Source organism: Stenotrophomonas sp. Steno-C17 (genome assembly GCF_056393165.1).
Window position 1 is genome coordinate 37,370 of sequence record NZ_JBWJPD010000015.1, and the last position, 12,537, is coordinate 49,906.

At 69.9% G+C, this 12,537-nt stretch carries 11 protein-coding genes; 1 reads left to right on the top strand and 10 read right to left on the bottom strand.

Annotated features, from left to right (window positions below):
- Nucleotides 1–149 precede the first annotated feature (149 nt).
- The 9 genes from AC06FA_RS14120 to AC06FA_RS14160 all read right to left on the bottom strand — a co-directional run bounded on the left by AC06FA_RS14120 (nucleotide 150) and on the right by AC06FA_RS14160 (nucleotide 11,204).
- Nucleotides 150–908, bottom strand: coding sequence for a 2,3-dihydro-2,3-dihydroxybenzoate dehydrogenase (locus AC06FA_RS14120; RefSeq protein ID WP_478068851.1), 759 nt, complete (start codon nucleotides 906–908; stop codon nucleotides 150–152).
- The gene (locus AC06FA_RS14125) at nucleotides 899–4,795 is read right to left on the bottom strand and encodes an amino acid adenylation domain-containing protein (RefSeq protein WP_478068852.1); all 3,897 of its coding nucleotides are present in this window, start codon (nucleotides 4,793–4,795) and stop codon (nucleotides 899–901) included. Before AC06FA_RS14125 ends, AC06FA_RS14120 begins: the two co-directional genes overlap by 10 nt.
- Nucleotides 4,792–5,049: a phosphopantetheine-binding protein gene (locus AC06FA_RS14130; protein WP_478068853.1), complete on the bottom strand. Its 258-nt coding sequence runs from the start codon at nucleotides 5,047–5,049 to the stop codon at nucleotides 4,792–4,794. The genes AC06FA_RS14125 and AC06FA_RS14130 overlap by 4 nt, the downstream gene beginning before the upstream one ends.
- Nucleotides 5,049–5,681, bottom strand: a complete 633-nt coding sequence (locus AC06FA_RS14135) for an isochorismatase family protein (protein ID WP_478068854.1) — start codon at nucleotides 5,679–5,681, stop codon at nucleotides 5,049–5,051. The genes AC06FA_RS14130 and AC06FA_RS14135 overlap by 1 nt, the downstream gene beginning before the upstream one ends.
- The gene (locus tag AC06FA_RS14140; protein ID WP_478068855.1) at nucleotides 5,681–7,333 is read right to left on the bottom strand and encodes a (2,3-dihydroxybenzoyl)adenylate synthase; all 1,653 of its coding nucleotides are present in this window, start codon (nucleotides 7,331–7,333) and stop codon (nucleotides 5,681–5,683) included. The genes AC06FA_RS14135 and AC06FA_RS14140 overlap by 1 nt, the downstream gene beginning before the upstream one ends.
- A complete protein-coding gene (locus AC06FA_RS14145; RefSeq protein WP_478068856.1) occupies nucleotides 7,333–8,529 on the bottom strand; it encodes an isochorismate synthase in 1,197 nt (398 codons plus the stop codon). The genes AC06FA_RS14140 and AC06FA_RS14145 overlap by 1 nt, the downstream gene beginning before the upstream one ends.
- Nucleotides 8,526–9,722 carry an MFS transporter gene (locus AC06FA_RS14150; protein ID WP_478068857.1) on the bottom strand — a complete coding sequence of 399 codons (1,197 nt, stop codon included), beginning with the start codon at nucleotides 9,720–9,722 and terminating at the stop codon, nucleotides 8,526–8,528. Before AC06FA_RS14150 ends, AC06FA_RS14145 begins: the two co-directional genes overlap by 4 nt.
- 157 nt (nucleotides 9,723–9,879) lie before the next feature.
- Nucleotides 9,880–10,209 (bottom strand): DUF3817 domain-containing protein, encoded by a 330-nt coding sequence (locus tag AC06FA_RS14155; protein WP_478068858.1) that lies wholly within the window; start codon nucleotides 10,207–10,209, stop codon nucleotides 9,880–9,882.
- A gap of 77 nt (nucleotides 10,210–10,286) precedes the next feature.
- A complete protein-coding gene (locus tag AC06FA_RS14160) occupies nucleotides 10,287–11,204 on the bottom strand; it encodes a TIGR03571 family LLM class oxidoreductase (RefSeq protein ID WP_478068859.1) in 918 nt (305 codons plus the stop codon).
- A 55-nt stretch (nucleotides 11,205–11,259) separates the two neighbouring features.
- Between AC06FA_RS14160 and AC06FA_RS14165 the strand changes: the two genes are divergently transcribed.
- Nucleotides 11,260–11,718, top strand: a complete 459-nt coding sequence (locus AC06FA_RS14165) for a GNAT family N-acetyltransferase (protein WP_478068860.1) — start codon at nucleotides 11,260–11,262, stop codon at nucleotides 11,716–11,718.
- Nucleotides 11,719–11,727: 9 nt separating this feature from the next.
- Here AC06FA_RS14165 and AC06FA_RS14170 read toward each other — a convergent pair whose 3' ends face one another.
- A complete protein-coding gene (locus AC06FA_RS14170) occupies nucleotides 11,728–12,489 on the bottom strand; it encodes an SDR family NAD(P)-dependent oxidoreductase (protein ID WP_478068861.1) in 762 nt (253 codons plus the stop codon).
- Nucleotides 12,490–12,537: the final 48 nt, after the last annotated feature.

Here is a 12,537-nt window from a genome sequence, read left to right on the forward strand (position 1 = left end):
GGCACCCGTGTGCCCACCAAGGTGGGCACCTACCAGAACCGGCACCCGCAGCACCCCATCGTCTGGTAGGTGCCAACCTTGGTTGGCACCTACCGGGAATCGGCGGCCCAGAGTGTGCCCACCAAGGTGGGCACCTACCGGGCATCGCATCACCCGCGCAGGGTGGCGCCGCCGTCTACGTACAGATCACTCATGGCTACATGGCCGGCCTGCTCGGACAGCAGGAACATCACCGCGTGGGCAATGTCGTCCGGGGTCGCCAGCTTGCGCAGCGGAATACCCGCCTTGTAGGTGTCCAGGTTCCCCGCGATCACCCGTTCGGCGCCCTGCGCATCCTCCCACATGCCGGTCTGCATGGGGGTGAGCGTAGAGCCGGGCGCCACGATGTTGCAGCGGATGCCCAGCGGCGCCAGCTCCAGGCCCAGGCAGCGGGTGAACATGGTCGCCGCAGCTTTGGAGGCCGCATACGCGGCCATGCCATGGCGCGGCACCCCGGCCGCATTCGAGCTGACCGTCACCAACGTGCCACGTCGGCGCGGTGACATCACCCGCGCCACCGCGCGGCTGACATGGAACACGCCGTCGGCATTGACCGCGAACACGCGGCGCCAATCGGCATCGGTGGTCTGCACCACTTCGCCCACATTCAGCACGCCGGCTACGTTGGCCACCAGCGCGATCGGGCCGATGCGCGCTTCCACCTCATCCACCAACGCATCCGCTGCGTCGCTGTCGGTCACGTCCAGTGCGAAGGCGTGCACCCCGCCGGCCTGCGCCTTGGGCGCGGCAAGATCGGTGGCCACCACCGTGCAACCGGCCGCCGCAAGCAGCTCGACCAGCGCCGCACCGATGCCGCCGCCGGCCCCGGTCACCAGCGCCACGCGACCTTCAAACCCGGTCAACTGCATGTTGCGATCTCCTGTTGTTCATCCCAGTGCTGCAGGCGTGCCGACAGCCATGGCGCCAGCTGTGCCACCGCATCACGGCCGGTCAGTTCGGCGTGCAGGAACGGCAGTTCCAGCGCCTGCACTTCCAGCGCGTGCGCCTGCCACAGCGCCGACTGCAGTTGCGGGCGGGCCGCGTGGTCGCGCCCTGCCCGCACATGCACCAGCGTACCGACATACGGACGATGGTGATGCGCGCGAATCAATCGATTGGTGCCGGTCACCGCGCGCACCACGCCTTCCAGCACCACGTCCGGCAGGCTGCCCAATGCGCTGCCGCCCTGGCGCAGGAACGCCAGGATGGACGCGCGGTTGTCCAGTTCCGGGTACGCATCGGGATCCTGCCCGGCGATGGCCAGCAGCGCCCGCAGCGCGGCAATCGGGTCAGGCTCCGGCTCGGCCCGCCAGCATTCAGCGGGATAGGCATCCAGCAGCACCAGTTCGCCCACCTCACGCCCGATGTCGTGCAGGCGCACGGCCATGGCCTGGGCCAGGATGCCGCCCACCGACCAGCCCAGCAGATGCACCGGGCCGCGCGGCTGCAGGGCCACCACGCGCTGCACGTAGTCGTTGGCCATGGCGTCGATGCTGCCGGGCAGCGGCTGCGCGGGATCCAGTGCGGGCGACTGCAGGCCATACACGGGGCGCGCCGGCTGCAGTGCGCGCGCCAGCGTGCGGTAATTCCAGGCGATGCCACCGGCCGGGTGCAGCACGAACAGCGGCGCGGGCGTTGACGCCTCTTCCGGCGCCGTCGCCAGTGCGATCACCGGACCCAGCGCATGGTCGGCGTTGGCCGGCGGCTCGGCCAGCCGCGTGGCCAGCGCCGCCACCGTCGGCTGGGCGAACAGCGCGCCCAATCCCAGTTCACACCGCCAGCGCTGTTCGATGGCCAGCAGCAGATGCACCGCCGACAACGAATCGCCGCCCAGGCTGAAGAAGTCCGCGTCCACCGGCGCCGGCGCATCGCGCCCCAATGCCTGCGCGAACAGCTGCGCCAGTTCCTGTTCCAGCGGCGTGCGCGGCGCCAGGCCGGCCACCTGCACCTGCGCAGGCGCCGGCAACGCCGCGCGGTCCAGCTTGCCGTTTGCGGTGACCGGCCACTGCTCCACCCCCACGAACAGCGACGGCACCATGTAATCGGGCACGCGTGCGGCCAGATGGCTGCGCAGCGCCGCTGCATCGTCCAGACCAGCCGGCACGTAGGCGACCAGCCGCGGCTCGGCCGGCGCATCGTGGCGCAGCAGCACTTCCACCCGCTGCATGCCGGGCAGTTCGCGCAGCGCCGCCTCGATCTCGCCCAGTTCGATGCGCAGGCCGCGCAGCTTCACCTGATGGTCGCTGCGGCCGAGGTACTCGACCGCGCCATCCGGGCGCCAGCGCGCCACGTCGCCGGTGCGGTAGATGCGTTCGCCGGGCACGAACGGATCGGCCAGGAAGCGTTCGGCGGTCAGGTCGTCGCGGCCCAGATAGCCGCGCGCCAGCTGCACGCCGCCCAGATACAGATCGCCCGGCACGCCGACCGGCAGCGGCTGCAGAGCGGCGTCCAGCACATACAGACGCGTGTTCCAGACCGGGAAGCCGATGGGCACCGGGCGCGACGCATCGTCCACCGATGCAGGCCAGTAGCTCACATCCACCGCCGCTTCGGTCGGCCCATACAGATTGTGCAGCTGCGCCTGCACGCGCGTATGGAACCGATCGCGCAGCGAGGCGTCGAGCGCTTCGCCGCTGGTGAACACGCGACGCAGCTGCAGGTCCTGCGCATCCGGCGCGGACAGGAACGCATCGAGCATGGACGGCACGAAATGCGCCGTGGTGATGGCGTGCACACGGATCAGCCGCGCCAGCGCCACAGGGTCGCGATGCGCCTGCGGCGGCGCCAGCACCAGGGTCGCCCCGCACAGCAGCGGCAGGAAGAACTCCCACACCGATACGTCGAAGGTGGTCGGGGTCTTCTGCAGCACGCGATCATCAGCGCCGAACCGGTAATGCTCGCGCATCCACAGCAAGCGGTTGACGATGGCGCGGTGCTCGATGACCACCCCCTTGGGCTCGCCGGTGGAGCCGGAGGTGTAGATCACATAGGCCGCGTCGTGCGCATCGGGCCCCGGCCATGGCGCAGCGAAGCTGATATCGGTCCACTGCACCGGCGCCAGCACCGGCACCCCTGCCAGTCGCGGCGCCGTGTCCGCTTCAGCCAGTACGCAGAGCGGCTTGGCCGACGCGACAATACGTGCCAGGCGGTCATCAGGATGGTCCAGGTCCAGCGGCAGATACGCGGCGCCCGCACGCAGCACGGCAACCAGGGCGATCACCAGTTCCAGCGAGCGCGGCAAGGCCACTGCCACGACCGTGCCCGGGCCAGCGCCCAGCGCGCGCAGCTGCGCGGCAAGCGCGAAGCTGCGCGCCTCCAGCGTGGCGTGGTCCAGCACCTGCTCACCCAGCACCAGCGCCGGTGCCTGCGGGTCGCGATCCATGCCCTGTCGCAGCAGCTCGGCCAGGGTGGTATCGGGCAAAGGGTGGGCCGTGGCGTTGAAGCCGTGCAGCACCCGCTGCGCCTCCTCGGGCGTAGCCAATGGCACCGCATCGAGCGTTTCGGCCTGCAACGCGGCCGACACGAAATGCAGCAGGCGCTGCGCATGGGCCTGCAGGTCCTGCGCGGTGTAAAGCGCGGGATTGGCTTCGATTTCCAGATCCAGCAACTGCTGGGCGTCGCCGCGGAACCCCAGCGTCAGGTCATCCACCGGGCCGGTGCACAGCACCTCCAGCGTGGCCTGCACACCGGCCACGGCCAGTGGCCGGTAGAACGGCTGCACGTTCACCAGCGGCCCATGCAGGCGCTGCTGCGCCCCCACCAGGCCAAGATCCCGGCGCAGCTGTTCACCGCGGTAGCGGCCGTGCTTGCGGCCCTGGCTGAGTTGACGGCCCAGCGCACGACAGGCCGATTCCACGCTGCCCGCGCTGGCGGCAACGCGCAGCGGCAACACATTCATCACCATGGCCGGCACGCGGGCCGAGGCGTTGCCCAGCCGGCCCATGTAGGGGATGCCCAGCACCACTTCCCCGGCAGAGCTCATGCGCCGCAGGTACTCGGCCGTCAGTGCGGTCAGTACGTCCGGCCATGGCTGCAGCCAGGCCGCAGCGGTCTGCAGCAGCTGCTCACGGAACGTGCCGTCCAGTGGCTGCACCCAGCGCAGCGCGTCGTCGCTGGCCGCCGCGGTTCCGGCCACGCCCGCGCCCGCCGGCGCGCCCTGCAGGTGCGCATGCCACCACTGCCGGGCCTGCTCGCGGCGAGCGTCGTCACGGTACGCGACATCATCGGCCAACACGGCATCCAACGATGGCAGCGGATCGCCGGCGCGGCCGGCGTACAGCGCGCAGACGCGATCGCTGAACAATGCCATGCCATAGCCATCGGTGCCCAGATGGTGCACGCGCAGGTACCAGACCCAGCGCTGCGGGCCCAGTTGGAACAGCACCTGCCGTGACAGCCGATCGCGGGTGGGATCCACCGCCGTCAGCCGGTCGCGCTGCATCACCGTGCGCGCCGCCGCCGCCGGGTCGGCCGTGCCGGAGACATCCTGCAGTTGCACGGCCGGCACATGCGCCGGATCGTGCCATTGCAGCGGCTCGCCCTGCGCGCTCTGGGTGAAGCGCAGCGCGAACGCCTGCGCCTCCACCGCTGCCTGGTCGGCCGCCGCCAGAAAGCGCGGAACATCCAGCGCGCCGTCGATCCATACCGCATGCGCGGTATTGAACGCGGGGCTCTGCGGCGCCAGCCGTTGCGCGTACCACAACCCGGTCTGCGCCTCGGTCAACGGCACCGCGCTGGCCAGCGTGGCCGCACTCATGCCGTCTGCGCAGCCTGCAACCGCTGCACCACCGCCCACCACTGGCGCAGCGTGCTGTGTTCGGCCAGCTGCGAGAACTCCAGCGGCAGCCCGGTGTTGCCCCAGGCCAGGACCAGCCCAAGCATGCGCATCGAATCCAGGTCCAGATCGATCAGGTTGTCATCATCGCCGATCTCGGCGGGGCTGCAGTCCAGCACCCGCGCCACATCGGCGCGCATGCGTTGCAGGGTCAGCGGTTCAGTGCCTGCATTCATCACAGCAGCTCCAGCAGTCGATCGGTGGTCATCGGCACTCCGCAGGTGCGGGCGATCCAGTGCAGTGCCTGGTCGTGGTCGGCACGTGAGAAATCGGCCACCGCATCGGCGGCGATGAAGGCTTCGATATCGCGCTGGAAGGCTTCGACCACGGTCGCGGTGCAGCCGATATGCGCGTAGACACCGGTGACCAGCAACTGGTCCCGGCCGCGCACGCGCATCAGCGTTTCGAGGTTGCTGCGCTGGAACGCGCTGTAGCGGTGCTTGACCAGCACGTGCTCGCCTGCCTGCGGCGCCAACGCGTCGATGATCGCTTCATGCGCCTGCCCGCGCTGCATGCCCGGGCCCCACAGATCGGCCTGCAGGCCACGGTCGCGCCGGTCCTGGTTGCCGTGCTGGGCGGTGTAGAACACCGGAATGCCGTGCGCGCGGCAATGCGCCAGCAGCCGCGCGATGTTGGCCACGGCCGGCTGCAGCGGTGCCTGTTCGCCATCGAAGGCGGCCAGGAAGTAACGCTGCATGTCATGCACCAGCAGCGCCACGCGGTCGCGCTGGGGCTGCCAGGGGCCGCGCGCGGCCGGCAGTTCGCTGGCCGTCGGCAGTGCGTAAGGGGTAATGCGGGGCAGCGCCATCAGCGCGTTCCTCCTGTCTGTTGCAGATGACGCGCGCGCAGCTGCGCGCGCAGTTCGCGGCGGCTGATCTTGCCGACCGCGGTGGTATCGAAACTGTCCACGAACAGCACCTGGTCGGGCACCTTGAACGCCGCCAGGCCGCGGGTGCGCATCCAGGCCTTCAGGGCCGGCGCCTTGATCGGCTCGCCCTGGGCAATGACGAAGGCGCAGCTGCGCTCGCCCAGGTATTCATCGGGAATGGACACCACGGCCGCGTCGAACACCGCCGGGTGGGCCAGAAGATGGTCTTCGATCTCTTCGGCAGAGATCTTCTCGCCAGCGCGATTGATGTGGTCGCCTGCCCTGCCCTGCACCACCAGGTAGCCGCCGGGCAACTGCTGGACCCGGTCGCCGGTGCGATAGAAGCCGTCGTCGGTGAAGGCGCGCGCATTGGCCACCGGGTCGTTGTGGTAGCCGTTGATGGTGTACGGCCCGCGCGTGATCAGGTGGCCGACTTCGCCTTCGGCCACCGGCTGGTCGTGGTCATCGACCACGCGCACCTCATCGTCGGCACTGATCGGTCGGCCCTGGCAGGCCACGATCAGCTCCAGCGGGTCGTCCAGCCGGGTGTAGTTCACCAGCCCTTCGGCCATGCCGAACACCTGCTGCAGCGTGCAGCCCAACCCGTCCACTACGCGCCGCGCGGCCTCGGGCACCAGCTTGGCACCGCCCACCTGCAGCACCTGCAGGCTGGACAGGTCCTCGCTACGGCTGGCGGCGGCCTGCGCCCACAGCAAGGCCAACGGCGGCACCAGACCGCAGCAGGTCACCTTTTCGCGGGCAATCAAGGGGAATGCGGCGTCGGGGCCGGGGCCGGGGCTCAACACCACGCGTGCACCGGCATACAGCGCGCCCAGGAAACCGGGCGAGCTCATCGGGAAATTGTGCGCGGCCGGCAACGCCACCAGGTACACGCTGTCGCGGTCGATGCCGCAGATCTCGTTGCTGGCGCGGAACGAATAGAGGTAATCGTCGTGCGTGCGCGGAATCAGTTTCGACAGGCCGGTGCTGCCACCGGAAATCTGCAGGAACGCCACCGACTGCGGATCAGGATCGGCCGGCAACAGGCTGCGATCACCCTGCAGCGCCTCCAGCGCCGTGAACTCGGCCGCCTCGCCATCGATCACGACCTGGTGCAGCCCGGGCACCGCCGCCTGCAGCGCGCGCGCGAGTTCGCGGTGGTCGAAGCCTTCATGCAGCGCCGCGGTGACATACGCGCTGGCCTCGGCTTTCTCTGCGAAATGCACCAGCTCGGTGATGCGGTGCGCCGGCAGCGCGTATACCGGAATCAGCGCGGCGCGGAACAGACCGCAGGCCACGCTGATGAAACTGGCGGTGTTGCCCAGCTGCAGCAGCACCCGATCGCCCGGTTGCAGCCCGCGGGCAAGCAGACCGGCGCCGATGCGCCCGGCTTCGTGCCACAACTGCGCGTAGGTCAGGCGGGTATCCCCGGCGACCACGGCAACATCGTCGGCATAGCGTTCGGCGCGTTCGCGCAGGAAGCCGGGGAAGGTTTCGCCGCGCCAGTAGCCGGCCTGGCGATAACGCTGTGCGCGCTCGGCCGGCCAGACCTGCTGCAGCGGGACACGGTGGGAATCAGTAGGCGCGGTCATTACAGGGTTTCCTGCAGCGGCGCCGGGTCGTGGACCCCGAGCGCATTCAACAAGGCGGCGAATTTCGCCGACGTTTCGGCCACTTCGGCCTGCGGCGAGGACTCGGCAACGATGCCGGCGCCGGCATACAGCCGCAGCTGGTGGCCCTGCAGGCGCGCACAGCGGATGGCCACGTACCAGTCACCATCGCCCTGGGCGTCCAGCCAGCCCACGGCGCCTGCATAGAAGCCGCGCGGCACCGGTTCCAGTGCGCGGATCCGCTGCAGCGCAGACTGCTGCGGCGTGCCGCAGACCGCCGGGGTGGGATGCAGCGCGGCCAGCAGCAGCGCCGCCGGCGTGGACGGATCGTCCAGCGTGGCGTGGATACGCGTGCCCAGGTGCCACATGCTGGCGGTGGCATGCAGCACCGGGCGCGGCTGCGCTTCTATCTGGCGGCACCACGGTGACAGCGCAGCCACGATGGCCTCGACTACGTGACGGTGTTCGTCGTGATCCTTGCGCGAGGCCAGCAGGGCCTGCGCGGCGGCCTGGTCCTGGGCCGGATCGGCGCTGCGTCGGGCCGAACCAGCCAGCGGGTGCGACAACACCTGGGTGCCGCGCTTGCGCAGCAGCAGTTCCGGCGTTGCGCCCACCAGCCAGGCCGGCGGCTGCGACGGTTCGACCGGCAGCGGTACCGCGTAGGTCGCCACCGAGGGGTCGGCGCCCAGCCGCGCCAGCAGCGCGTCCGGCGCCAGCGGTTGCAGCGTCTGCGCCAGCAGACTGCGCGCCAGCACCACTTTATCCAGCGGGTCGTCGCTGGCCTGCAGGATCTGCACGGCCTGCGCTACCGCATCGGCATAGGCCGCCGCAGAGGGCTCGGCATGCAACGCGCCCTGCAGCACCGGCGCGGCCTGCGGCAGCAGCGGCAGCGCCGGCAACAAGCGCTCGGGCTGGTACAAGGCATCGTCGGCGCGCGGCTCGAACGGCACCGCGCCCACCAGCAGCCCCGAACCACCGCGCTGCTGGCTGAAGAAATCCGCTGCGCGGTCGGCCAGCGTGCTCAGTGCACCGGCAGGCAGCCGCGCACGGCAGCCGCGCGCGTGCACCTGCTGGCCGGCCTGCTGCAGCACGAACAGGTCGGCCTGATCGGCGTTGATCGCCGCCTCGGCCAGTGCTGCATCGTGGTTGCGATCCCTCAACACGCTCGAATCGTTCATGCGGCCTCCGCGCGACGGTGGGCCAGCGCCAGTGCGCACAGCAGCAGAAGCAGCACGCCCACCATCAGGTACGGCAGGCTGGCGTTGGCGCGGTACAGCAGCGTGCCCAGCATCGGCCCCACCACCATGCCCACGCCCTGCGCGGCGGCCACGGTACCGGCGGCGGCGCCCTGCTCATGCGGCTCCACCGCATCGGCGGCCAGCGCCTGGAAGGACGGGAACACGAAGCCCATGCCGAACGCCGCGATGGCGTAGGCCGCCGGCAGCTGCCAGGGCTGCTGCACCAGCGCGACCGAGGCGAACCCAAGGCCGCCGATCAACGCGCCCAGCGCGATCCAGCGCCGCGGATGTACGTCCAGCTTCATCACCAGCACCTGCGCCAGGATCAGGCCGACGCCGACCGCGGTAAGCGCGATGCCAGCCATGCGCGCGCCTGCGGCAGCATCCAGTGCCACGCGATCAATCGCGAAGAACCCCACGGTGACCTGGGCGATGGTGACCGAGATCATCGCCAGGAACGCGGTCAGCTGTGGCAGCCGCACGCGTGCATCCATGCGCGCCAGCGGCGTGCGCTTCTGTGCCGCGTTGGCCGCCACCGGCGGCGTGGCCGGCAGGCGCCAGGCCAGCAGGGCCAGCGCCAGCAACGGCAGCAGCGCGGCGGCATACAAGGCCAGCGGCAGATTGCGGTAGGCCAGCCAACCGGCCGCGGCCGGGCCCAGCACCATGCCCAGCGCATTGGCGCTGCCCAGTCGCGCCAACAACTGCGTGCGCTGCCCCGGCGGCGACTGGTCGGCGATCAGCGCCGCCGCCGTCGGCGGCACCGCCGCATAGAAAAGACCGATCAGGCCGCGCGTGCCGACCAGCACGGCCACCGAGACCAGCACCGCAGGCACCGACTGCAGCGCGCGATCGATGAATACCGCCAGGCCGATGTAAACCACGGTGTAGGCACTCATGGCCAGCAGCAGCACGCGCTTGCGGCCGATGCGGTCGCTGAGCAGGCCCCACGGCCGGGCCGCGATCATCCACAGCACACCGGCCGCGGTGACCGACAGGCCGGCATGCCATTCGGCCAGGCCCAACAGGCGCACCACCGGGCCGATGACCGCGACGAAGGACATCATCGCCATGGTGCCGATCAGGGCTGCCAACACCAATGCCGGCAGACCGGCGACGACGGGACGTGCATTCATGGAACACCAGCCGTTTCAGGAAAGGAGCGCGGGCGCCTTGCGGGCCCGTCTGGCGCGGCGCCTATCGGCACCTGCTCAGCCCCTAAATGATAACGGCTCGTATTTGCATTTGATACCCATTCACTTGAACGGGACAGCAACGCGTACTTGCGCAGGCTCAGCCGGCGCTACGTGCCGACAACAGGCCACGGCGGCGGAACCACCATTCCAGCGGCAGGGTCACCAGCGGCGGAATCGCCGCCAGCAAGGCCAGCCCAGTGGCCCACCACGGCCAACGCAGGCGCAGCGCCGCCAGCAGACTGACCGCCACATAGACCATGAAGGCACCGCCGTGCAGCGGACCAAATACCTTCACCAACGCCACGGTGTCGGCCGGCCCGTATTTCAGCCACATGCCCAGCAGCAGCCCGGCCCAGGTAAGCGCCTCGATGAAGGCGACGATGGCGAAGGCGCGCCCGAACGGGTGCAGGGGGGAACGTGGGGTCACGAAAGGCTCCGGGGCGGGGAATCAAACGCGAATGATACGCAGATGCGAACGCCAGCAGGAACCCGGCCCGTCTACCGTCACACCCCGACCGACGCGATTTCAACCAGCACGTCTTCCACCGGTCGCCCGTTGTCGACCAGGTTGAACATCACATGCGCCACGCCCTGCGCCTGCACGCGCTGCAGATACGCCTGCAGACCGTGCCGCCCGACTTTCATGCCCAACGGCAACGGCGTGGCCGGCGCGTGCGGATCGGCCTGCAGATCCAACTGCATGGACTGCACGAACGGCTTGCGGGTGCCCGCATGCGCCAGCGCCTGCTGCCACAGCCCGATGCGCCCTTCCTGTGCCACCTCTTCGCGATGGTAGGTGGCCCAGCCCTCGGCCTCGCGTGCGATCCACTGCAGGCTCTGCCGCGCCGTTCCCACCACCAGCAGGGGAATACGCTGCGTCGGTGGCGGCAGTACCGGGAAGCCGCCGGTGGCATCGGCCAGTTCGGCCTGCGCGTCGGCCTCGGCTGAAAGCGCTGAGCGCAACACCGACCAACGCTGGCGGAACGCCGCACCGCGATGGTCCAGGTCTTCGCCGAACGCGGCGAATTCTTCCGGACGGTCGCCCGAACCCAGGCCGAGGATGAAGCGCCCGTCGCTGATCCGGTCCAGGCTGCGCGCCGCCTTGGCCACATGCAGCGGATGCCGCAACGGCAGCACGATGGCCGCGGTACCCAGCGCGATGCGCTCGCTGGCGCCGGCCAGCGCTGAAAGCCACAGGAACGGATCATCCAACGCACTGGCCGTGGCATCTGGCCCCTGCGGCACCATCAAGGGCACATCGCGCGCCCACAACGCAGCAAACCCCAGATCGTCGGCCAAGCGTGCATGCGCACGTGCAGCGCGCAGATCGGCCAGACCGTGCGCGGTCAGCGGGGTCATCAGGCCAAGACTGAGGCCCTGCGATGGAAACACCCGCGCATGCGCGGCATTGAACTCGCTCATGCAATCAGCTTAGCGTGGCAGGCTGACCATCACGCCACCACAGGAAGAACACTGCATGCACAGGATCCGCCCTGCCCTCGCCCAGGACACCCACGCGATCAGCGCGGTGTGCATGGCCGCGTTCGCTCAGGCGGTGGCGCCGACCCTGAGCGCACAGGGCGTGGCCACGTTTACCGCGGTGGCTGCGCCTGCCGCCTTCGCCGACCGCCTGCTGGGCGACAACCACATCCTGGTGGCCGAACAGGACGCACGCATCGTCGGCGTGGTGGAACTGAAGGAAGGTCGCCACCTGGCAATGCTGTTCGTAGCCCCGGCCTGCCAGGGCCAGGGCATCGGCCATGCCCTGCTGCAGGCGGTACTGCCGCATCTGCGCGCACCGCAGATGAGCGTCAGCGCATCGCTGAACGCCGTGCCCACCTACCAGCGCTACGGCTTCGTGCTGGCTGGCGCGGTGGCCGAGTCGCACGGCCTGGTCTACCAGCCGTTGACCCTGGCCGCGCCGCCGCCGCACTGAGCGCGCGGTTCAGACGAACATGCCGCCGGACGCTTCCACGCGCTGGCCGTTCACCCAGCCGGTGGCCGGCGACAACAGCGCCACCACCACCGGGCCGATGTCATCGGGCACGCCGGCACGGCCCAGCGCGGTGATCGAGGACACCATGGCATTGGTCTGCGCATCGTCGCGCACGCGGCCACCGCCGAAGTCGGTCTCGATGGCACCCGGCGCCAGGGTGTTGGCGCTGATGCCACGCGCGCCCAGTTCGCGCGCCAGATAGCGGGTGAACACCTCGATGCCGCCCTTCATCATCGCGTAGGCGGAACTGCCGGGCAGCGAGAAGCGCGCCAGCCCGCTGGATACGTTGAGGATGCGACCGCCATCGGCGATCAGCGGCAGCAGCGCCTGGGTCAGGAAGTACGGCCCCTTCAGGTGCACGGCCACGGCGTGGTCGAACTGCGCCTCGGTGGTGTCGGCAATCGGCGCGTACAGGCCTTCACCGGCATTGTTCAACAGGCCCTGCAGGCCGGCGGCGCCCCAGCCCTGCAGCACGCCCTGCAGTTGCCCGGCGAAGGCGGCGAAGCCGGCGCTGTGGGCCATGTCCAACGGCAACGCTGCGGCGCGGCGGCCCAGGGCCTGGATCTGCTGCACGACCTGTTCGGCCGCATCGGCCTGCGCGCGATAGGTAATGACGATATCGGCGCCATCGGCGGCCAGCGCCAAGGCGGCGTTACGGCCGAGGCCGCGGCTGCCGCCGGTAACAAGGACAACACGGGAAGAAGACGTCATGACAGCGCACCTGGCTGAGGAGGAAGTGGGACCAGACTATTGGGATTG

What these genes read in the sequence shown, in the direction of transcription:
- AC06FA_RS14120 (WP_478068851.1), bottom strand. Translation starts at nt 908, where the DNA reads ATGCAGTTGACCGGGTTTGAAGGTCGCGTGGCGCTGGTGACCGGGGCC.
- AC06FA_RS14125 (WP_478068852.1), bottom strand. Translation starts at nt 4,795, where the DNA reads ATGAGTGCGGCCACGCTGGCCAGCGCGGTGCCGTTGACCGAGGCGCAG.
- AC06FA_RS14130 (WP_478068853.1), bottom strand. Translation starts at nt 5,049, where the DNA reads ATGAATGCAGGCACTGAACCGCTGACCCTGCAACGCATGCGCGCCGAT.
- AC06FA_RS14135 (WP_478068854.1), bottom strand. Translation starts at nt 5,681, where the DNA reads ATGGCGCTGCCCCGCATTACCCCTTACGCACTGCCGACGGCCAGCGAA.
- AC06FA_RS14140 (WP_478068855.1), bottom strand. Translation starts at nt 7,333, where the DNA reads ATGACCGCGCCTACTGATTCCCACCGTGTCCCGCTGCAGCAGGTCTGG.
- AC06FA_RS14145 (WP_478068856.1), bottom strand. Translation starts at nt 8,529, where the DNA reads ATGAACGATTCGAGCGTGTTGAGGGATCGCAACCACGATGCAGCACTG.
- AC06FA_RS14150 (WP_478068857.1), bottom strand. Translation starts at nt 9,722, where the DNA reads ATGAATGCACGTCCCGTCGTCGCCGGTCTGCCGGCATTGGTGTTGGCA.
- AC06FA_RS14160 (WP_478068859.1), bottom strand. Translation starts at nt 11,204, where the DNA reads ATGAGCGAGTTCAATGCCGCGCATGCGCGGGTGTTTCCATCGCAGGGC.
- AC06FA_RS14165 (WP_478068860.1), top strand. Translation starts at nt 11,260, where the DNA reads ATGCACAGGATCCGCCCTGCCCTCGCCCAGGACACCCACGCGATCAGC.
- AC06FA_RS14170 (WP_478068861.1), bottom strand. Translation starts at nt 12,489, where the DNA reads ATGACGTCTTCTTCCCGTGTTGTCCTTGTTACCGGCGGCAGCCGCGGC.